Raw genomic sequence first — 21,737 nt, forward strand, 5'->3', positions numbered from 1 at the left:
TTCTGGAATCAGAATATAGACTTTCATTTTTGATTGTGATGTTTATTTGCGCTTAGTTACATAAGTTCTTAACTAGGCTCCAATGATTAAGCTTACTCTCAATTTAGCCTGATATATTTACTAAAATATGATGGTATTTATTATTTTTAATCTATGTTAACCTTTGTTCATTAAAAGGTAGTTAAGTATTGCAAAGAATATCTAAAAAAAAGTAGCTGAATTATAGCATTTTTCTCCTAAGTTCACTTTTTTGCAATAACTTTTTAAAATATTAAGTTATTTCTTTATAAAATTTTTTAGTTCACTCTTATGAGAAATTGCTATGCAAATCAATAATAAACCTCGTCCATTTTGGCACTTGGAGTAGTGCGGGCCGGAAAGCCCGCTACGAAGAGCAGGGAGCAAGATACTCCCACTACTTTTAAAACTATGGTTCTCAAAATAGATGTGGTTTATGTTGTAAAAACTGTATTTTCACAGTTGACTGTTGATTGCTAACTTTTAGGTTAAAACAGAAATTTCTTAAGCGTTAAAACTAAAAACCGCACAATACCGTGATTATTGATAAATTTACGGATGTGGCTGGGGGAACCCCGGCTTCTTAAATAAATTATTGATTAAATTTGATTTTGCCCAGAAATGCGATCGCCTAGACTCGTCTCAGGGAATACTAGGAGGATATTGAGAGATGAAGTTTTTGTATGCGTCAATTTTTTCAGTATATGCGTATATGGGTGTGCATCAGCTTACTGTGCTATCTTTTAGCCTGGGCAGTTCCCGCACAAGCGGCTAGTTCCAATCCCAAACTAGAACAGCAAGTATTACAAATCCTCCGCGAACACCCGGAGGTAATTATCGAATCTGTCCAAACATACCAGCAACAACAGCAACAACAGTTACAGCAAGCACGACAAGCATTTTTACAGGATTTAAAAACAAATCCTCAGTTGGTAATTAGTGAGTCTCCTACTACTGGATTGGCAACATCAAAGATTGTGTTAGTAGAATTTTCCGATTTTCAATGTCCCTACTGTGCTGAGGCGCATAAAACCCTGAAACAGTTGTTAGCAAAGCACCAGAATGAAGTGAAATTAGTTTACAAATATTTCCCTCTAACTGCAATTCATGCTGAAGCATTGTCGGCGGCTAAAGCAGCTTGGGCCGCAAATCAACAAGGCAAATTTTGGGAATATCATGATGCTTTGTTTGCTAATCAAAAACAACTTGGCCAAGCGTTATATCTGGATACCGCTAAATCTTTGAATCTAGATCTAGAAAAGTTTAAAATTGATGCCTTTGGTGTCAACAATCTTGCTGAAAAATCTATAGGAAAAGATGTTCGACTAGCTGAAAAATTGGGCATTGCTGGTACACCTTTTTTCGTCATGAATAGTAAAAATTTCTCTGGTGTAGTGCAGTTATCAAACATCGAGAGTATATTAGCTGATGCTAAGTAGATCATGACATACTGCGAATCCAAAAAACCTATAGCAATGTTCAATTTGTGAACCACAGGCATTTATAGGGAACAATATTCCCCCCTAGGTAGTCAATTCACTCTTTACGTTTATTGTAATAAAGGTTACAACATGATGTTGAGTGAGAATTGTATAACGCAGAGGTTTAACGCCGAGTATAGGAGATTTGTCTGTACTCCTTGGCGTAACTCTGCGCTTTTCTTTCAGAATATCTCTGTTTAAAATTAGGGAATATTACTATCCTGTAGTGTATCTAAAATTAAATAAATTAAGCCGTATAAATAACATTGTGAGGTAATTCATGGGTCGCGCTGGAATTTGGCTATTTTTGCCCCTTACCCTGATAGCTAGCTGTTATCAACAACTGCTACCCCCTAACCAGTCTGTAGCAAAATCGCCCCAGTCTATAGTTCAGAAAGCTACTCCTACTTTGTTAGCCAAGGCAAGTTACCTTTCGCCATTAGAACAACAAGTAATTGATGAAACTAACAAGGTACGGACAAATCCCAAGGCTTACCTTCCCATATTAGAAAACTATAGAAAGCGCTTTCAAGGTAACCGAGTCAAAATTGCTAATAATACTTATTTGCTGACTCAAGAAGGAGTCACAGCTGTGGATGAGGCGATCGCATTTCTCAAGTCGGCTCGTCCTGTGGGAGCATTGAATACATCTAAGGGGATGTCTTTAGGTGCTAGAGATCATGTCAAAGACCAAGGCCCCAAAGGTGCAACAGGTCATTATGGTAGTGATGGTAGCAACCCTGCTACTCGCATTAATCGCTATGGTAAATGGCAAACCACCGCAGGCGAAAACATCAGCTATGGCCCAAACACTGCTAGAGATATCGTCATGCAGTTAATTATTGATGATGGTGTGAGCGATCGCGGTCATCGCAAAAATATTTTTAACGCTGCTTTCAAAGTCGCGGGTGTTGCTTATGGAACTCACAAATCATATAAAACAATCTGCGTAATTGATTACGCTGGTGGTTATAGAGAGAAATCATAAGTTTACTGTGATAGTTTTTTATTTATGTTAATTAATAGAAAATGCTATCACTTTTAGAAAAACAAGTAATAGCAGAAATGAACAAGGTGCGGATAAATCCAAGTGCATATATCCAAGTTTTAGATAATTGGAAACAGCGCTTTCAAGGTAGACAAGTTAGAATTTCCGAGCGGGTTTATTTGCAAACTCAAGAAGGAATAAAAGCAGTTAATGAAGCAATTTTATTTCTGTATTCTGTTCGTCCTGTGGCAGCTTTGAGCGTTTCTAATGGTATGTCTTTGGCTGCTAAAGATCACGTTAAAGACCAAGGAATCACAGGCGCGACTGGCCACTACGGTAGCGATGGTAGCGATCCCTTTACTCGCATTAGCCGCTATGGTGATTGGCAAATTACCGCAGCCGAAAATATTGCCTATGGTTTTCATTTAGCCGAAGATATAATTATGCAATTAATTATTGATGATGGAGTGCGCGATCGCGGTCATCGCCAAAATATCTTTAACCCTGCTTTTAAAGTTACCGGAGTTGCTTTCGGTATTCACACTACATATAGGCAGATGTGCGTGATTACCTACGCTGGAGGCTACCAAGAAACATCAGTTTAATGGTTCGCCTAATAATGCTGAAATCCTTGCTTCTCAGGTTATGTCACAATTAGAAGCAAGATATAAAAAATTTATATGAGAGAAAGATTAAAGCGGACAGCACAAAGGGCTGAAGCGAACACAGCAGCTATAAAGGCTGATAAAACTGCGATCGCACAACTGCATTCAACGGTAAATTTACTGGTGCAGGTAGTTGAAATTCATCAGCCCAATCATGATGCAACTCAACGAAACTTTAAAAAAATTATGACGGATATTAAAAAAATTAGGGGTTTACGAACCGAAAGCCAAGGCATTTTAGAACATTGGTTTGTTAGACAGGAGAACGGAGAGTGATGGGCGGGCATAGTTATCCTGCGGCTAATGCTGCGAAGTTGAATGTCTATGTTCAAGGTCAAGGTTTACCTATATTGGCTTTACACGGCCATCCTGGTTCCGGTCGGAGTCTTTCTGTATTTACAAATCACCTCTCAAAGCGCTACCAAACTTTTGCCCCTGATTTACGTGGATATGGCAAAAGTCGCTTCTCAGGAAATTTTGCTATGCAAGACCATTTAAATGACCTAGAAGCTCTAATAGACCGCTTTCAGATTGAGAAATGTTTGGTATTAGGGTGGTCACTTGGTGGTATTCTGGCGATGGAACTGGCATTGCGCCTGCCACAACGCATTACAGGGCTGATTTTGGTGGCTACAGCCGCCAGACCGCGTGGCAACCATCCGCCAATCGCTTGGCAGGATAATCTTTACACTGGTGTTGCGGGAATCTTGAACTATATCAAACCGAGTTGGCAGTGGAATATTGAAACTTTTGCTAAGCGATCGCTATTTCGTCACTTAATCCAACAGCATACACCAACAGCATATAGCTATATCGCTAAGGACGCGGTGCCAGCTTATTTACAAACTTCCCCAGCCGCTTCTCGTGCTCTTTTCACTGCCATACAATCTGGATATAACAGACTTACAGACTTGTGGCAAATAGAATGTCCGAGTTTAGTACTTGCTGGTGCCCAAGACCGCCACATCACAGTTGATGCTAGTTTAGAAACGGCTCGCCACCTCAAGAATTGTCAGTGGCAATCTTACCCCAATACTGCCCACCTTTTCCCTTGGGAAATTCCCGAGCAGGTATTGAGAGACATTGACCACTGGCTAGAAGAACATTCTCAGGTAATTTGGTAATTTTCCGTCACTAATTCCCGGTCGATTGAGTACAAAATGCTGTAGACGCTGCTGCTTCTGGTATGGCGGATTCAGTGCATTTAGCCGCCAGACTAAAAGCATCTGGCGTAGTTGAGAAGTTAGAAACATTTCTGCTTCTCAACAATTCAAGCAAGCAAATTGAAACGTAAGAGAAGAGAAAAAGAAATTTTTTCCTGGTTTTCTCGGTTCTACTCAGGTCTTAGCATAAGGAATACTGACTATTGCCTAATTTACATTTGACCGCTAAAGGCAGGCTTTACTTTGCGGTCAATCCTTTCCCCCAAGTCTTCAGCAATTGTTAAAGCATCTGGTTTGCAACGCTTCACATTTACAATAATTCCCTGTGCGCCTTCTGTCTCCAAATCTTCTATGTAACCTTTAATTGCCAGATTGGCATCCACAGAGCTCAGAAATGGGCCAAAGTAGTATGTGCAACGGGGGTTTTGTGTCACAATCTCTACCCACCAAGCCAAGCCTAGATTGTTGACTGTGCTAATCAACGTTTCCTTGAGATCATCCCAAATGGTTTTCATGGTAGTTGCCAATTTATGAATGAGGTACTGGATATTAAACGATATTTTGCTGTTTTTTTGCTTTACATTTCTTTATACTCTTTTACTCTTATTTTTCAAAGAGGTTTTTGTAATTTATCCAGATAATGTGTGTTTAGCAAGCGCTGGCGATAAATTTCATAAAGCGCCATACCTGCTGCTACTGAGGCATTAAGGCTAGGGGTCTTACCCTGTAAGGGAATTGACACTAAGACATCGCAAGAACGTTGTGTTAACATGCTAAGTCCTTCGCCTTCTGAGCCAATTACTAAAACAATCGGACCGCTAAAACTCACTGTGTGTAGAGGTTCACTGCCGGTTGCTGCTGTGCCATAAATCCAAAAGCCAGCTTCCTTCAGTTCTTCTAAAGAACGGCTCAAATTAACGACGCGGGCGACGGAGAAGTTTTCTAAAGCACCTGCTGCTACCTTAACCACTGTGGAAGTGATCCCAGATGCCCGTCTTTGAGGAATAACTAATCCTTGTGCGCCTATAGCTTCTGCGGTGCGAATAATTGCACCTAAGTTATGGGGGTCAGTGATCCCATCAGCTACGATAATGACTGGATCGCTGACAGATTTTGCCTTCTCAATTAAATCTGGCAATTCCATATAGGCGTAGGGAGCGATTTGCGCCGCTATACCTTGATGATTGGCTCCGTCGGTGATTTGGTCTAAGCGCTTTGGTTCTACTTCATCAATAACTGCACCATTGTCCTTGGCTTGCAGGATCAAATGATGAAAGCGGGCATCGTAACGTAAACGGGTAGTAATCCAAATTCGGTTGAGACCGCGCTGATTTTCTAAAGCACTCAATACTGGATGACGACCATAGATAATATCACTATCTTCTGGTGCTTGTTTGATCTCTGAGGGTGGATGGGGAACGGTACGATTTTGGCGTGGTCCGCTAGTTTCGGGTTTAGCATCGCCAAATCTGGGATTACGAACTGGCTTACTGCCATCAATCGGCCTGGGATTACGAACTGGCTTAGTACCATCAATCGGTCTGGGATTGCGAATAGGATTAGCAAGAACGCGCTTGCTTTTCACTTTCACAGGTAGCCCGCGATTAGGTTCGCCAGCAGTCTTGATTTTTCTGGGTTTATCTGATGACATAAGAGTATTTGGTATGACTTATGGGTGGGCATAGTGATTCCCAAACTTACCGAAGCTCACTCCACTGGATTTTGCTTTCGTGAGATTTATTGCCCACTATTTTTCTAGATAGAGTTTTTGCAAAAGCTCGGTTAAGCGTGGGAAGTCTGTGAGATAAAGGTAGCCAATTAAAGTTTCTAGACTAGTTGCTTGTTGGTAAATTTCTGGATCAGCCCGCTTTGAGCGTCCTGTGGCAGCATTACGACCCCGTCGGACAATATCTAATTCACTATCCCTCAGATGAGGTACTAGCGATCGCAAATGTAGCGCCTGCTTTTCTGCTCTAACCTGTGCCACTACCAGACGATGGTAAGTATCTGGTCGCTGCAATGGCATTAGATAAAACATTCTAACATATAGCTCATAAATTGCATCTCCCACATATGCTAATGCCGCAGGAGAAATTTGTTGCACTTGTGAAACAGAGATTTGTTGGGGTAATTGAAATGTGCTTGCCAAGAGTGATTGGGTCCAAAATGAATTTTGTTTAGCAGCTTCATCTTGTCCATCTAATAGCTCTTCCTCCTTAGGCTTCACAAGTTAATCTTTCCTTAGTGTGCTACATTTGGCAGGCATCATTAATTATGTGTTGAGATACTTAGCATAATCTACACTAACAAAAATTACTGACTAAATTTTATCTTTTTGTTTAAAAGTTGAAATTTTAATATTAGCTGGCTTGATACCTCTGCCATAAATAGAGAGGTTGGCTAGCCAGCTGAGCTAAAAATTAAGCTATCCAGATAAAGCATCGGATAGCTAGATTGTTTTTTTGGTCAAGCAATCAAGACGACTTGATGTTTTCTAGAGCCGCTTCAACAGTTGGTTGCAGGGAGAGAAACTTCTCTAAGCGAACAAGCTTGACCGTTTGAGTGACACGGGCATTTGTGACAATTTGCAAGGTGCCGGTGGCGTTTTGAGCCTGCTTGGCTAGCTGCACCAAAGCACCCAAGCCAGAGCTATCAACAAAGTCAATTTGTGATAGATCCAAAATAATGTGCTTTGGACCCTCATCAATCTTGCTACCTAGTACCTTGCGAAATGTCGGCTCAGAAAAAGCATCTAACAAACCTGTGAGGCGGAATAGCTGACAGTTATCCCGGGCTTCACGAGTACCCCTCAGGCTCACAGTTAGATTCAGTGGCTCAGCAATAACTCCCTCCTCATGGTGAAAGTGAACGCTCCAGTATAGATGGTTTTGGTGCAAGTTGTCTACAACCTGCTGGTTTAGGGTATGGGAAACAATTTTGGATTTTGGATTTTAGATTTTGGATTAGGTTTCAATCTAAAATTTCTTGTCCTAATTTTATTTAACCCCAGTTGCGGCTAATTGGCGTGCTGCTCGCATTGCTTGGACAAACTCCTCAAACAAGTAATCAGCATCGTGGGGACCAGGACTAGCCTCTGGATGATATTGTACTGAAAACACAGGCAGAGACTTGTGACGTACCCCAGCAACAGTGCGATCGTTCAGGTTGAGGTGGCTAATTTCAACAACTGCTTCAGGTAAAGAATCCGGGTCAATAGCAAAACTGTGGTTTTGGCTGGTAATTTCTACCCGTTGTTGTAAACCCGCAGGCTGATTCAATCCCCGATGACCAAACTTAAGTTTAAAGGTTTCTGCTCCCAAGGCATGACCCAAAATTTGATGCCCCATACAGATACCAAAGATGGGTTTTTCAGCGCCTAGCAGTGCCTTGGCAGTTTCAATACCTTCAGTGACAGCAGCGGGGTCGCCAGGCCCGTTGGAAAGAAAGATGCCATCTGGATTATATTTGAGAATTTCCTCTGGTGGTGTATGCGCGGGAACAACAATTACCTGGCAACCGTAACTTGCTAAACGACGCAAGATATTACGTTTCACCCCAAAGTCAAGAGCAACAACGATAAAAGCTTCTGCCGCACTGTCCGCTGGATTAGAGTTGAATTCCCAAGCGGGGATTGTGGGATCTGACCATTGATAAACTGTTGGGGTAGTAACCTCACGCACCAGATTTAATCCCTGCATACTAGGCGCTGCCTGTACTTGCTCTAGTAACTCGGCCTCATCCAGAATAGATGTGGAAATACCACCATTCATAGCTCCAAACATCCGAATTTTGCGGGTAAGGGCGCGGGTATCAATACCGTAAATACCAGGTACTTGATGCTGTTTCAGGTAGTCAGGCAAGGATTGTGTCGAGCGCCAGTTACTTGGTCGCTGACAAATATTGCGGGCGATCGCACCTTGCACCTGGGGTCTAGCCGATTCTTCATCTTCAGGATTGACGCCAGTGTTACCCAATTCAGGATAGGTAAAAACGACAATCTGACCGCAGTAACTGGGATCGGTCAGCACTTCTTGATATCCAGTCATGCCAGTGTTAAAGACCACTTCCCCAATTGTGGTTCCTGTGGCACCAAAAGACCAACCGCGATAAGCAGTTCCATCCGCTAGGACAAGTAGAGCAGGTATTGTGTCAGACGGGGACATAAGCGATGAAGGCAATCATGATTAGGGGCTGGGGGTAAAAGCTAGGGGTTCTGAAGATTTTTTCTAGTGTCTAGTCTTTAGTCCCTAGTTTCGTATAAGCTGCGAGTGTTAATTATCCCATGAGTTTAGAGACTTAGCGTTTTGAAGCTAATTAATTAAAAATAAAAAATTTAAATAGTAGTTAAGAGTTAACAGACATTGGTTATTTCTTCTTTGTTCTTCCAAATCCCCTTGTTTCCAATTTCTTTCCTAACTTCTTTCTAAGGAAATAGGTGGGGAGAGGTAGATTTGCAGCCCTCTGGGCAGGTAAAATCGAAGTTAATTATGCTCCAGTCTTTTTTATCCCGTGCAATCCTGATTATTTTATCAAGTGCGCTAGCGGTTTTGGGTGTTGCCTGTAGTGAAGACAAGCAAAATACTGCGACTCGCGACCATGAGCAGCCTACGCCTGTGGAAAATGCAGCAGCATCGCCTCTTATCGAAGCAACACCATTATCCAGCCCAGAACCACAGCCACAGACTCCTTCGGCAATTGAACTAAATTCTTTTGAAATGGCGCTGGACAAAGCCGCAGGTGCGATGACGATCAGTAAATCTGCCCAATCGCCCGATGATTGGAAGTTGGTGGTGAGTCAGTTCCAGGATGCGATCGCGCTGATGAAAAACGTGCAGCAAGAAAGCCCCAATTTCACGGTCGCCCAAATCAAAATCTCAGAATACCAGCGCCAGATCAAATATGCTTTGGATCAAGCTACCCCAAAACCCCTACCGCCAATAGCGGCAAAGCCTCAAAGGGTAGTTGTTGTTGTTCCTTCCAGAAAAACCACACTCAACTCAACTCAACCTCTACCGCCAGTTTTACCAAAGCGGCAGCCATTACCACAGTCGGTCTTGGTCCCAACTCAACAAATCGAGCAAGAGCAAGATGTCTTTATCGCGCCAATCAAACGCCGCATTGGGGGAACACCAATTATTGACGTTACCTTCAATGGCCAACGAAGATTTGAGATGATTGTCGATACAGGGGCTAGTGGCACTGTAATTACCCAAAACATGGCAAATGCTTTAGGTATAGTAGCCGTCGGCAAAGCTAAAGCGAACACAGCCAGTTCTAAGCAAGTGGAATTTACGATTGGTTATGTTGATTCGATGGCAGCAGCTGGAGTAATGGTGAATAAAGTACCAGTAGCGATCGCAGGCTCAGATCTAGAAACTGGACTGCTTGGTCACGACTTTTTCGGCAACTACGATGTCACCATCAAACGCAATGTCGTGGAATTTCGCCCGCAATCGCGCTCAGAGATTAATTCCGCAGAAACTGAACTAACTGCTCCAATTTTACCCAGGGAGCGCCACTATCTAGGATCTCCTTAGCTACTTTAATACCCTGGGCATGGTCTAGTAATGGAATCGCACCCGCCACTTGCAGCGCCAAGGAGGCATTTAACGCTACAGCATCCTGTTGCGCTTGAGTGCCCTTGCCTTGTAGTACCGCTTTGAGTATTTCAGCGTTTTCCTGAACATCCCCACCCCTGAGGGCACCTATAGTAGCAGCCGTTACACCAACAGCTTCGGGATTTACAGTCGTTAACTCCACCTCACCATTAGATAAAACTGCTAAGTCGGTTACATCTCCTAACCCCGCTTCATCCAGTTTTTCTCGCCCATGTAAAACAATTGCTTTTTGCTTACCCAAATTGTTTAAAGCTTGGGCAACTGTTGCCAAAAGTTTGGGAGTAAATAACCCTACCACTTGCCCAGTCGGATTTAAAGGATTTACCAACGGCCCGAGTAAGTTGAAAACAGTCCGTACCTTAAGAGTCCGCCGCAATGTAGCAACCGCCTTGAGTGCTGGATGCCAACCAGGGGCAAATAGAAAAGTGATCCCCACTTCTTCGACTGCCGCTTGTACTTTTTCGCTAGGGGCACTGAGATTTACACCCAAAGCTTCCAAGACATCGGCGCTTCCTGTCAAACTGGAAGCCGAACGATTACCATGTTTGGCGACAGGTACACCATAGGCAGCCGCCACAAAAGCAACTGCTGTAGAAATATTAAAAGTTGATGAACCATCTCCGCCAGTGCCACAGGTATCAATGAGACTGGTGAGTGCTGAGTTTTGAGTTCTGAGAAAGGAAGATTGAGACTGCAATACTTCCGCCATTCCAGTCAACTCGTCAGCAGAAACGCCTCTAAAGTTCAGTGCTGTTAAAATTGCTCCCGATAACTCTGGAGGTAGAGATTCACTTAGCCATCCTTGCATCAATTCAGCAGCTTGAGCGCGGGATAAAGATTCACCATCGATTAATTGTTGCAGCAGGAGATACCAGCTAGGTGAAGTTTCTGGCGTGGAGATGGGGGAACTTGTCATAGAAAAGGTCTGTTTGCGTGTGGTAGGGTTGAGCTTTCGTTGATGAGTCTGGGAGCTATCCTACCGGAAAATGGGAAACAGTTTGTAGTAAACACTTTAGTGCTGAGACAAAGCGCTTTTCATTTGTATGGAATACACGCTTTGAACACTAAATTATCCTAAGGGCACAACAATGTTCATTGATGTCAAAAGTATGACCCCTTGCAGCTGGCATTACATAAAGGTGCGGCATAATTCTATATAGCTAGGACAGCAAGCTATAATCATACCTACTTTGCTGATTACGTATAAACATTACATATAATAACTAAACTACTTTATACATTGACATTATGATTTACTTAAATGCTTTTAAAGCAAATGCATCTCTTATTCAAAAGTTTGGTGAAGGAAATGCCTATTTAGCTTGGGCAATGGCTCTTTACTTAGATTGCCCGGATACAGAGCAGTTAGCCATTAGCTCTCTTACAGATAATGGTAATGATAAAAAAATAGATTTTATACATCTTGATTGGGATCTAAAGAGGATTGTATTTGCTCAAGGCTACTACTCTTCTAGAAAGGTTGATAGTGCTCCTGCTAATAAAGCATCTGATCTAAACACTGCATCTGCTTGGCTCTTGTCAGGAGATTTGAATGAAGTTCCAGAGAAGCTGAAAGCTATCATTATCGATTGCCGAAAAGCTTTGGAAAATGGAGATATAGAGCAGATTGATTTGCTCTATGTGCATAATCTTCCAGAATCAGTCAATGTGTCTAAAGAACTAAATACTGCTGCTGCTTATCTTGAAAAAAGTTTGTCAAGAGATTTAAATATAAAAGTTTTCTCGCGAGAATTGGGAACTGAAACGCTTGATAGACTTTATTCGGCACAAGAATCATCTATAGCAGTAAAGGAAACTATTCTATGCCCCGCTAAAGTACAGTTTACCGAAGAAGGTCCGTCTTGGAAATCTGCAATACTATCTGTTCCTGGAACATGGTTGAGAGATTTATTCAATAAATATAGTGATGACCTATTTTCGGCGAATTATAGAGGCTTTTTAGGAATAACCAAACGCCGGAAAATTAACACTGGTATTCGTCAATCAGCAGAAAGTGATCCAAATAATTTTTGGGTATATAATAATGGAATCACTATTTTGACATTAAGTTTTGACGAAACCAAGTCAACTAACACAACTCTTCAAGGAATTTCTATTATTAATGGTGCTCAAACTACTGGTTCTATTGGTTCGGTAGATTTAACTAAGCATGATTTGAAAACTGTCAAAGTTTTATGCCGTGTTATTCAATGTTCAGATGCTAATACTATTAGTCAAATAGTAAAATATAACAATACGCAAAATGAAATCACAACCTGGGATCAGTACAGTAATAGCTCTGAACAAAAACGTATTGCTGACGAATTTAAAAATTTAGGTTATGACTATTCACTGAAGCGAGGTTTTAGCTCGTCATCAATTGGATTAGGTATTGAACAAGTTATTCAACCTATGCTTGCATTTTCTGGGGAATTTCAGAGTGCTAGTAGAGGTAAAAATTCTTTATTTGAGCGTCGTAGTTCTTACGAACAAGCATTTAAGGATAAAAAAGCTAGGCATATACTTTTTGTGCATACGCTGTCCAAGTCCATAGATGCTCGAAAATTAGAACTCAAGACTAGGCAGAATAGCAATAGATTACTTAGCTTAGAAGAAAAGCAGATTTCTCTGTTCAGAAATCTTCGGTTCAAAAATTTTTTGATAGCTATTATTGGGAGATGTCTTGAGTCTATTCTTGATGAAAAAACTGATTTAGCACAAGTTGCGTTTACTCCTGATACAGCTAATGCTAAAAATAAGTCTATTAATGACTTAATTGCCTTGTGGCTACCAGTAGTTACTACTGTTTTAGCGTATGTTGCCAATTCTACCAATAAGGATTTATCTGAACTTCTTTCTGAAGATAATGTTCTTAACAATATTGCTACAAGCGTTAGCACTGCTATCTATACAAATCAACTTACTAACCCTAATCCTGTGTTGACATCCTTCAAAAATTTTGTGTCGCCTAAAGGCTAAGCCTAAAGCTAGAAATACTTCCTGTACCTTGTAATTATTTTTGTATCATGCTGCTATCGCTTCCTTTTGGGCTAAACCTAAACACAGCATATTGCAAAAGAGTGAGGTACAGAGTATTGCAAGGGCATAACATTGTTGTGCCTTTACTGTGGTAAATTAAACTGCAAATTGCTGTATTTGAACACTTAAGTCCTCACTACAAGAAAATTTTATAGTTAGTAATAAATAACTCTTTTCCCTTGGCAGCATTACTCCGCTTATAGTTATTCATCCCATACTGCAATTCCCACTCTGAGATATTAGCCCAGTGAAAATTTTCTCTAATTTGTAGCGAGTCATCGTATGTGATTAACCAAGGGTGATGGCATTGTTTCAATAATTCAGCAAATTTTAGATGTTCAAAAGAGGTATGTAAGTTACCATCTTTGCCATACAGTTTAGATTTTGTAGCAATAAAATATGGTGGATCTAGAAATAGAAATACTTCCTCACCTGCTGAATTTAGTAATTCACTATAATCTAAATTAGTAATTAAAATATCTTTTGATAAGATACTCTCTAATTTCTCTAAACGATCTATAGATGAGTTAGTAAAGCGTTTATGAAAAGCCTCTTGAGAAAAACCACCAGATTCTACAGTTCCCGAAAATGTAATTCTGTTGAGGACGAAGAAGCGGACTGCTCTTTCTAAATCAGATAAATTATTGACATTGACACTTGTTAATTCTGTAAATAGTAATCTACCGTCTGTATATTTATTCTTAATCCTACGTATTTCAGAGCCTAGTTGAAATATATCAGACTGGGCAAATTTCCAAAATAGGAATAACTCACGGTTTAAATCATTAATCCAAATTTTCAGCTCTGGAAATTTTTGTTTTAAATAGATAAATACAGAACCACCACCCACAAATGGTTCTCTAAATTCAGAAAAAGTTTCTGGTAAGTATTCAATTATTTGATTGATTGCTTTTGATTTACCGCCTGGATAACGAAGTGGGCTTTTGAGCATAATTTAATTTGCTGCGATCGCGAAAATTTTAGGATAAAAAGTACCAACGATTATCGTGATGAGCGAAAGATTACACGCCCTGGAGAATCTTCTTGATTAATGCGTGCATATACTCGCAGACAGGTCAAAACTTCCCCAGGATTACCGCCACAATCTAGTTGCAGGTCATCTTTTGTTAAAGCGCAGATATCGGCGTAAAGCCCTGATAATTGGCGAATTTTGACTTCATTTCCTGCATTAATTGCCTGGTCTACAAATTTTTTCAGCATACGTCGTGATTCTTGCTGTAGTTTACCCCACCAAGAATAGCGATCGCCTGGGGGAATAAATACCAAGGAGTGGATTGCTTCATCCATGTCAATCCAAGCACGTAGGGTTGATACTGAATCAGCATTTTCTACAGCTTTTTGGGTGCGTTGAAAGCGGTGTGTTAAAGCTTCAATATATTGGTTTTGCTGTTCTGGCTTGGAGTTTAAGGAGACAATATCAAAGCTAAAAACGCTCTTTAACGCATGATGTAAATCTGGTTCTATTTCGATAATATTTATACATAAAAATAAATAACCAGCTAGGAAATTTAAATCTTTTGATTTACTTGCTTGAGCAATTTCTGTATAAGATAGTGCTTTCTCAGACAAACACAAACCCTTAGCTTGAATAGTACCACTCAGTCCAGGGTAAATAATTTCATCGCGGATGAAGGGTAGAGGATAGAGATCCGAAGTGTTTTCTACTGCACCCACTTCTTGAGCCAGAGTTAAGGCACGCTGTCGCCACGATGTAGCCAAGTCTTCTGGAACCCGCAGCAGTTTACGTTGAATCTCGTTCCATAATTCTGCGTCTGTTTGGCTTTGTAGTTGGGAATTTCCTAAATACAATTTGAGTTCTTTATCAGCATCAAATGCTTCTTGGAGGCGACTTAATTTTAATTCACTATTAGAGTTAGATTTGTAGGATGTTGGTTGTAATAAGGAGTGAATTTCTTGCAGCACTTCGTCGCATAATTTAGCGCCAGGATCGAGAGGAAATTCTTTTTGGGCTTGCTTTAAAGAAGCTTGTATTCCATACAGGCTAAACCGGAGTAATTGGGCTAAATGTGAGTTTTCTGTTTCTAATAGATGACGTAGGTGCTGCATGAATTTCGCCTCTGGTTTTACCTGTTTTTTATCTCACGCGAAGGTAAGTTTTATACGAACCACAGAGACACAAAGACACGCAGGAAGATATTTTAAGCAGTTTTCCTTTGCGACTTTGCGCCTTTGCGTGAGCTACCAATCCTAATGAATTCCGCAAAAGGGATCGCGTTCTTTATCGACTTCGTTGGGTTGCAACTCTAGTTCAGCGCGGTAAACACATCCTGGTTGCTTGAGGCTTTCTTGTTTATTTGATATCCAGTAAGGAACTTCACCGGCGTGCATTCGTAAGATACCTTGATTGTCGAGAGTCACACGATATTGGCAAGGATAATCTGTGGTAACATCGGGCTTGCTTAATGCGCCAATGCGTATCCATTTTTTGGTGTTGGTTTCGGCATCTGTTTGCACAACATAGAAGGTGTGTTGCCCATTATTAGGAAAGGGAGGCAAAGGATTACTGACTAACCCGGTTCCTGGTTCTGGTGAACCATCGCGTAAATAGTGAAATTCTTGCAGCGATTTGCTCACATCTTTATCGGCTTCAAATACGAGATGGTAGGCATCTGGTTGATCGACGGTTGCTGACTCTAGAACGTTAATGGCAATATCACCATCATTCAAGTTTTTATTGGGGCGTTCAACGGCAATATTCCACTTCAATTTGCCATCAGCAAACAGTGCTGAAGTTTCTGAGGCGGCAGAAATTACCGAACTGACATCAATGCCAGAAACATCTATTAAATAATGAGGATTTCCTTGACAAAGCAAGACGCTGAACTGGAGAGTTTGATCGATTTCAAACTGGACTTTGATTTTTCTAAGAAAGTCTGATTCTGACAACCCCAGTTTTTCCATCAGGCTTTTGCCATCGAAGCTACCCCAAAGCCGCAAGTCGCCGTCTTCGTAATCTTGACGATAAATAATGTTAGTTAACTGTATCCCCTGCCACTCAGTGCGAACTTTGGCTACAGTTTCCTCAGCAGCTAGTTGATAGAGTTCTTGTCCGGCTTTAAAGATTGTTAGCAGTTCGTTGCTTTGGGTTTTGCGTTTGAAGTTGCAAGGTAAATAATAAAACAGGTTCTTGACGTCAATTTCTAGTTGGTTGGCTCCTTTACGTAGTAATCCTTTTGACTCTTCGGGGTCAAATCTTAATCTGCGTAGCTTCTCGGCATAGCAAGCACCGGCGGAGGTGGCTAATTTGGTAAATTCCAGCACAAAGGTAATTCGTTCTGGATTCCAGACAAAATAAGGAGATTTACTAAATTCTTGGTAAATGTGGCGCTGTACGAGGTCGAGGCTGCAAGTTTTACCGGATAAAATTAACCAATCAACTTTATGCGTATTCCAAGCATCCACAGTGCTATCCTGGGGACGCAAGCGACTATCCATCAAACCTTGGGCTATACCGATCGCTTCTTTAATTGATGATGATGCAGCGCGATCGAATTGCTGACTATCAATAGTAAGGCAGATGCTACTGGGATCTTTTACCTGGAATTTAATCGCACTTTGAGTTAGCAGTTCGGAAATTTGCTGTTCTGAGAGAGTAAACGTTAAAGGAGAAGCGTCTTCTGCTGGCTTTTGTCCCAGTTTGATTTTGGCAGCTTCGGCATGATCCCAGAGTGTATAAAAAGTTTGTAGGCGTTGGGGTGCTTGTTGCCATCGGGTAGGTAATACTTTCTCAGCCGTATCTAAGGCATCTTTATAAGCAGCATCACCTTCGGGATTTTCTTTATCCAAACATTTTAAAATACTGCCGCTTTTGAATTGTCCATTTTCGAGAAAACGCTCGTTTAATTCGGAGTTAATTAAATCTTCTAGCTTGTCGCTTTCTAAATCGCCTGTGGTAACGGCTGTTAATAAAAAGTCGGCGATCGCTAACTTTAAAAGTCTGAAGATGCGCAGAGTAATTAACTCTCCACCTAACTGTAAATGCCCAGATGAACCTAATAGTTTAGGTGTAAGTTTATAGTAGCGTCCTCCTAAGCCTCGGTCTTCATTGTCGGCAAAGAAGGGAGTTTTATCTTCTAAAGTTAGTTCAATTAAAGCTAAATCTGTAGTTCCGCCACCAATATCTAAAACGAGAACATTTTGCGACCATTTATTTCCTTCTTGGCGACAACGAGTTTTGAAAGATTCAATTCCAATATTGAGATTACCGCCAAATTCTCGCCAGAGAAAGAATATCGCTACAGAAACGGCTTCATCATAAGCAGTTTGGACATCATCAAGCCCTAACTGTCCAACTAATTCTTTAATTTCTTTGCGAACAACAGGTGGGGCGACGGTGGGATAGGTAACAACTGCTGAGAGAAAATCTCCTTCCGAAAACCTACGTCTAGCGCGTCGGCGGTAGTCTTCGGTTAACTCAATTAAATGTCCCCAAGCTGCTTGAATTAATTGGTTAACATTTATTGTTTCTTCTGATTCATCTAAAATAACTGGGAAAGAACGATCCTGACCAAAATAGCGTTTGGGTGAGTGATGAAATCGGCTGATAATTTCTTTTAAAGCACTGCTGGTTCCTTGGGCGATCGCCTTTTTTCTGTTGTCGCTTGCTTCTCTACCCATCTTCAGTTTTAAAGCTGCAAGTTTGGCAATTTCTAACTCGCTTTTAATTTCGGTACTGCGGCGATCGATATCTAATACAACCGGGATGAGATTTTGCGATTCTAGAGTAGGAACGCGAAAGACTTCATGGTATATCTGATAAAGCTTTTTGCTGACTGCACGCCGGAAGCGATCGCTAGTACCTAAGCATAATTCAATTTGGCGAATTGCTTCTAAAAATCGCTCTTTGTTATCACTCTCAAAAACTTCACTTAATCGGCTAGGTTCAATCTCCAAATTTTTACTAATGTCAGTAATAAATTTTTCCCAGTCACTAGCACTGATATCTGGTAAAGCAACTGAGGCGGGGGAATTTAACCATTGTGCCATGCGATCGCGCAGTCGCATTTCTTGTTCTTTGGGTAATACTTCGGCAATTGGTACTTCAATTGGATCGAACAGTGTCACCGTAGAGTTTGATGTGCCAAAATCTAAGGCAAACCAGCCGGGAAATCTTTTTTGTTGCTCGCTTGGCGCTTTATTACTATTAAGTTCAAAAGGGTTCATTTTAGTATTTATTTTTGTTGTTTGCTTTGGTAGCTGCACAAAAGCTTGGGAGAAGAGATTGCAGTCAGCCTCGATTTGCTTTCTTACCGTTAGTAGTGAATTACCCGCCGCATCAGAATCAAAATACTCAACAATTACCTGTAAATTACAATTTATCGGCTGTGTTAAAGGTTGCTCTAATTTACAAGGATATTGTCCTAATTGCCTGATGTAAGAAATTTTGCTAGGAATGGCAGAGTAATATTGTTGATATGCTTGTTGAATCTTTGCTACTAATTCTGCTGGTGTTCCCTTGACAGTGCAAGTAATGCGATAAATGTAAGGAATATTACTGCCATAAGGAAGAATTTGGATAGCAGGAATATCCAACTCACTATTTTTTTTAACACGTACTTGGTAGCGAGGTAACAGCCGAATCTCCACAGGCATTGCATATTTTCCTTATTCAGTAAACAGTTATTACTAATTAGTGAGTTGATAACTGGTTACTGATAATTGATAACTGAGATATCTGAAAGAATCTGTAACCAAGTAGGAATAGATAACTGTGAAGGCGATTCTCCAGCAGCAATATATCTGAGTAATGTTTCTTTTTTAGAAAGATTTTGCAAACTAGGAATAATTTGATCCAAAACACCTGCTAATTCTGCATTAACTTGTTGATTGACTTCGCTAACATATTGAACAAGATGAAGACTAGCGCTAGCAGTAATTTCATCCCGTAGCCGCAGTACAAAAAGCTGGTGATTGTTAGATCTGGGTGAGCCATTTCGTTCTGGTGCCCAATCAAAAATTTGACCTATATTGTGTTTCTCATCTTGACGCGCTAATGGGAAGATAATTTCTGGTGAAATTGCTTTTTCTTTGCTGTGAATTTCTGAAATAATTGCTTCTTGCCATTGGTTAGGATCGCAACCTAATAGCAGTTTATAAAAAAGTTCAGCTTCTTCAATACCAAATTTAGATTCGATATCTGATTCCATTTCTGAGTGGAGATTTGCTTGCAAATATTCACGTTCTTGAGCGACAATATTTGATAATTTGTTCAGCAAATCTACAATTGCTTGCCGGATGCGATCACGGGCAAATTCTTCTACTTCTTGAACAGTTTTGGCAAATGTTGGATAAAAATCGTCGCTTTTGGTAGGAATGGTAGTATTGACTTTGTTACCCCGATCAAATAACTTCCCGGCTGCGCCTTTAGATTCGGTAAGTGCGATCGTGCCATTATTAGCTTTGTTGAAAAGTAAAGTCCACTGATTCCAATTAAGAATTCTATATGTTAGCTCGTCTTTCACAACATCGCTGACACCAATTCCGCGTCTATCTTTGAGCGGTTCTTTACCTAAATCTTTTTGGAAATTTCTGTAGGTTTTATCCAAATTTTCAATCGCCGCCCGCAAATCTAGCAAAGCTGGACTCTCTGAAGTTGGCATACCTTGCTCGTGAATTTCTTGTAGAATAGTTTTGAGGTTATCCTGTTGTTGACGCACAGCATCAGCAGCTCTTTTAGTGTCTTCATAAAGTTGTTTCAGACCATGAGTAGTTACATGGTTTTGAATCAATTCCCGCAGCTTGCTGATCCCGCCATCTTGAGCAAAGTAACCTAGTTGTCTCCCAAGATAATTACGCGCATCAGATGCTAATAAGCGATCGCTTAACCGTCCCCATTTATCTTGTAACCGCTTGGAACGGTCTAAATAATCGGGATAGTCTAGGTTAGCCAAAAATTCTGGTGAGCCGGCTTTTACTGTTGTTGAACGTTTTGCTAAATCAGCCAGTCCTAGTAGTGGTGACAGTAAAACAATGCGATCTTTTTGGGTTGTAAATGCACTAGCACCATCAATAGTAGTTTGCAGAACTTTGAGTTTTTGGAAAACGCTACTTTCCTGTAAACGATGATTGTCTGCACCATCGTTAATTAGTTGGTCGAGTTCTCTTTCTCCACCTTCACTTTCTAGGGGAAGTTGATCGAAGCGTCCCACACCTACAAGAATTAGATCCTTGAGGTCTTGTCCTGGACGCTGCTGCTGCATCATCGTAAAGATTTTATTGGCGCGATCGCTTCCTGGTGATTTACCATTTAACAGCACCAAAATTGTTTGAACTTCTGCTAATTCTCGCAGCGATAAAAATGTATCCCTCGCTCCGGAATTTGCAGCACCCAACCCTGGAAAGTCGAGCAGAATAAATTCCGAAGCACCAGTAACATCCCAAATTTCTCGTGAGATTTTTACTTCTATATCTACACGACGAATTAGCGGGAAACTATTCTGCAATAACTTTGATGGTAATTTTTGAGGTGGACTCGGTAATTTGATATGAGCAGGCGGTAAATCATCAAAGTTAATAGTTTGAATTGCCATTGGCTGCTCGGCTAGCTGCAATCCCTCACGGGCAGTGGTAGCATCAATTTGGTAGCAACCACCACACATGACTTCACCATAAGATTGATAAGCACGAACAAATAATACTAATTCCCGCAGTAGATAACGTAACTCTAAATTATTGCTAATTTTCCATGTTTCCTCACACCAGCTAAGAATATCTTTTCCTTGTTTCAGCTTCGATAGCAACGCAGGTGGGAGTCCAGCGGCCACTGTCCGACGGTTGGCTTCCCCAATCATGAACCGCAGACAATCACTCACACCTTCGTGAGAAAGATACTCGACTGTAAAGTTGCTTAACTGCGTAGTTGCAAAGCCGTCCTGAGGTATGATGTGGATGGCTGTAACGTTGCCCGTCGTAGGGTTTTCACTAACTGGTAAAGCATCGGCGTATCCGATCAAGCTGCCTAACAGCAAAGTTTTCCCGCTGCTAAATTCACCCATCACCCCGATTTTCACTGGTGAAGTAGCAAGTTCTACAGTTTTCTCGGCAGCTTCCCGGAGGCGAAACAGACTCTCATCAAGACTAGCTGGTACCCAATCTTCTTGCTTGGAGGGATATTCAGGCACAGAGTCTAATTTCTGGAGGATGAATTCGCCATATTCTTTAAAACGCTCCAGTTGTTCTGTTTCCATAGAGTATTTTTGGCTCTAAGATAAATTGCTGTGAGTTTTATAACACAAAAAATGTGACATCCGCTTTGTTCTAATTCAAAATTGCCAAGCTTTGTGAGCGCAGCGAAGCAATCTCAAAATTAAAAAAAATTAACTAATTTTTAATCCTAAAATTTTGCAAAATAAACTTAGAAATTGTGCTTTTTGTTAACTATTTTCAGTTTGATATATCAGATAATCAACTATATGCATTCCTAAAAATCAAGTGCATCGATAAAATCTGCTGCATAGTGGCATTAGAGGCAGAAAACTAGATAGGGTGCTGCATAGAGATATATTTGGCAATCATGATCGGTTAGATTCGCGATCGCTCTTGGCAAAAAAGGGTGCGATCGCGAATTATCTCTTTTTGTCATTTGTCACTTGTCCTTTGTCATTCCCCGCGTCCCCTTCCCCATTCCTTGTGACTGCCTATGAGGCAATACGCTTCAGTTAAGGTGATAAGAGTTCTCATCTGTCGGACAAAAACCAAGATTTGGGGGAGAATCCCCCAAATCC

18 protein-coding genes are annotated in these 21,737 nt (G+C 41.0%); 7 read left to right on the forward strand and 11 right to left on the reverse strand.

Annotation, left to right across the window (positions count from 1 at the left end):
• Nucleotides 1-701: 701 nt before the first annotated feature.
• From BV375_RS13095 to BV375_RS13115, 5 genes are all read left to right on the forward strand, one after another.
• Nucleotides 702-1,457 (forward strand): thioredoxin domain-containing protein, encoded by a 756-nt coding sequence (locus BV375_RS13095; protein ID WP_086761093.1) that lies wholly within the window; start codon nt 702-704, stop codon nt 1,455-1,457.
• 322 nt (nt 1,458-1,779) lie between these two features.
• Complete coding sequence (locus tag BV375_RS13100; RefSeq protein ID WP_086761095.1) at nt 1,780-2,487, forward strand: CAP domain-containing protein; 708 nt, start codon at nt 1,780-1,782, stop codon at nt 2,485-2,487.
• Nucleotides 2,488-2,528: 41 nt separating this feature from the next.
• Entirely contained in the window at nt 2,529-3,092 is a 564-nt protein-coding gene (locus tag BV375_RS13105) for a CAP domain-containing protein (protein ID WP_086761097.1), read from the forward strand.
• Between the two features lie 75 nt (nt 3,093-3,167).
• Complete coding sequence (locus BV375_RS13110; RefSeq protein ID WP_086761099.1) at nt 3,168-3,428, forward strand: hypothetical protein; 261 nt, start codon at nt 3,168-3,170, stop codon at nt 3,426-3,428.
• Complete coding sequence (locus BV375_RS13115; RefSeq protein WP_086761102.1) at nt 3,428-4,276, forward strand: alpha/beta hydrolase; 849 nt, start codon at nt 3,428-3,430, stop codon at nt 4,274-4,276. The genes BV375_RS13110 and BV375_RS13115 overlap by 1 nt, the downstream gene beginning before the upstream one ends.
• Here the strand turns inward: BV375_RS13115 and BV375_RS36855 are convergent.
• The 6 genes from BV375_RS36855 to carA all read right to left on the reverse strand — a co-directional run bounded on the left by BV375_RS36855 (nt 4,247) and on the right by carA (nt 8,478).
• Entirely contained in the window at nt 4,247-4,405 is a 159-nt protein-coding gene (locus tag BV375_RS36855; RefSeq protein WP_166507440.1) for a hypothetical protein, read from the reverse strand. The genes BV375_RS13115 and BV375_RS36855 overlap by 30 nt on opposite strands.
• 122 nt (nt 4,406-4,527) lie before the next feature.
• Nucleotides 4,528-4,830, reverse strand: a complete 303-nt coding sequence (locus tag BV375_RS13120; RefSeq protein ID WP_086761104.1) for a DUF1816 domain-containing protein — start codon at nt 4,828-4,830, stop codon at nt 4,528-4,530.
• A gap of 95 nt (nt 4,831-4,925) precedes the next feature.
• Nucleotides 4,926-5,966: a 23S rRNA (guanosine(2251)-2'-O)-methyltransferase RlmB gene (gene rlmB / locus BV375_RS13125; protein ID WP_086761106.1), complete on the reverse strand. Its 1,041-nt coding sequence runs from the start codon at nt 5,964-5,966 to the stop codon at nt 4,926-4,928.
• Nucleotides 5,967-6,062: 96 nt separating this feature from the next.
• Nucleotides 6,063-6,542: a ribonuclease III domain-containing protein gene (locus tag BV375_RS13130; protein WP_086761108.1), complete on the reverse strand. Its 480-nt coding sequence runs from the start codon at nt 6,540-6,542 to the stop codon at nt 6,063-6,065.
• A gap of 247 nt (nt 6,543-6,789) precedes the next feature.
• A complete protein-coding gene (locus BV375_RS13135) occupies nt 6,790-7,134 on the reverse strand; it encodes an STAS domain-containing protein (RefSeq protein WP_086686535.1) in 345 nt (114 codons plus the stop codon).
• 177 nt (nt 7,135-7,311) lie between these two features.
• Nucleotides 7,312-8,478 (reverse strand): glutamine-hydrolyzing carbamoyl-phosphate synthase small subunit, encoded by a 1,167-nt coding sequence (carA, locus tag BV375_RS13140; RefSeq protein ID WP_086761110.1) that lies wholly within the window; start codon nt 8,476-8,478, stop codon nt 7,312-7,314.
• A 324-nt stretch (nt 8,479-8,802) separates the two neighbouring features.
• Between carA and BV375_RS13145 the strand changes: the two genes are divergently transcribed.
• Nucleotides 8,803-9,852, forward strand: coding sequence for a retropepsin-like aspartic protease (locus BV375_RS13145; protein WP_086761112.1), 1,050 nt, complete (start codon nt 8,803-8,805; stop codon nt 9,850-9,852).
• Here BV375_RS13145 and trpD read toward each other — a convergent pair.
• On the reverse strand, nt 9,782-10,849 hold the full coding sequence (gene trpD, locus BV375_RS13150; RefSeq protein WP_086761114.1) for an anthranilate phosphoribosyltransferase: 1,068 nt from the start codon (nt 10,847-10,849) through the stop codon (nt 9,782-9,784). The two genes, BV375_RS13145 and trpD, sit on opposite strands and share 71 nt — an antisense overlap.
• Before the next feature lie 332 nt (nt 10,850-11,181).
• Between trpD and BV375_RS13155 the strand changes: the two genes are divergently transcribed.
• Nucleotides 11,182-12,912, forward strand: coding sequence for an AIPR family protein (locus tag BV375_RS13155; protein WP_086761116.1), 1,731 nt, complete (start codon nt 11,182-11,184; stop codon nt 12,910-12,912).
• Nucleotides 12,913-13,108: 196 nt separating this feature from the next.
• On the opposite strand, the gene BV375_RS13160 is transcribed toward BV375_RS13155, so the two are convergent.
• The 4 genes from BV375_RS13160 to BV375_RS13175 form a co-directional block, all read right to left on the reverse strand.
• Nucleotides 13,109-13,924, reverse strand: coding sequence for a DNA adenine methylase (locus tag BV375_RS13160; protein ID WP_086761118.1), 816 nt, complete (start codon nt 13,922-13,924; stop codon nt 13,109-13,111).
• A gap of 50 nt (nt 13,925-13,974) precedes the next feature.
• A complete protein-coding gene (locus BV375_RS13165; RefSeq protein ID WP_086761120.1) occupies nt 13,975-15,060 on the reverse strand; it encodes a hypothetical protein in 1,086 nt (361 codons plus the stop codon).
• A 141-nt stretch (nt 15,061-15,201) separates the two neighbouring features.
• Nucleotides 15,202-18,606 (reverse strand): virulence factor SrfB, encoded by a 3,405-nt coding sequence (locus BV375_RS13170; RefSeq protein WP_086761122.1) that lies wholly within the window; start codon nt 18,604-18,606, stop codon nt 15,202-15,204.
• A gap of 56 nt (nt 18,607-18,662) precedes the next feature.
• Nucleotides 18,663-21,200 carry a proteasome protein gene (locus BV375_RS13175; RefSeq protein ID WP_086761124.1) on the reverse strand — a complete coding sequence of 846 codons (2,538 nt, stop codon included), beginning with the start codon at nt 21,198-21,200 and terminating at the stop codon, nt 18,663-18,665.
• Between the last annotated feature and the right edge of the window lie 537 nt (nt 21,201-21,737).

The sequence above is a fragment of the Nostoc sp. 106C genome (assembly GCF_002154725.1).
Lineage (GTDB): Bacteria > Cyanobacteriota > Cyanobacteriia > Cyanobacteriales > Nostocaceae > Aulosira.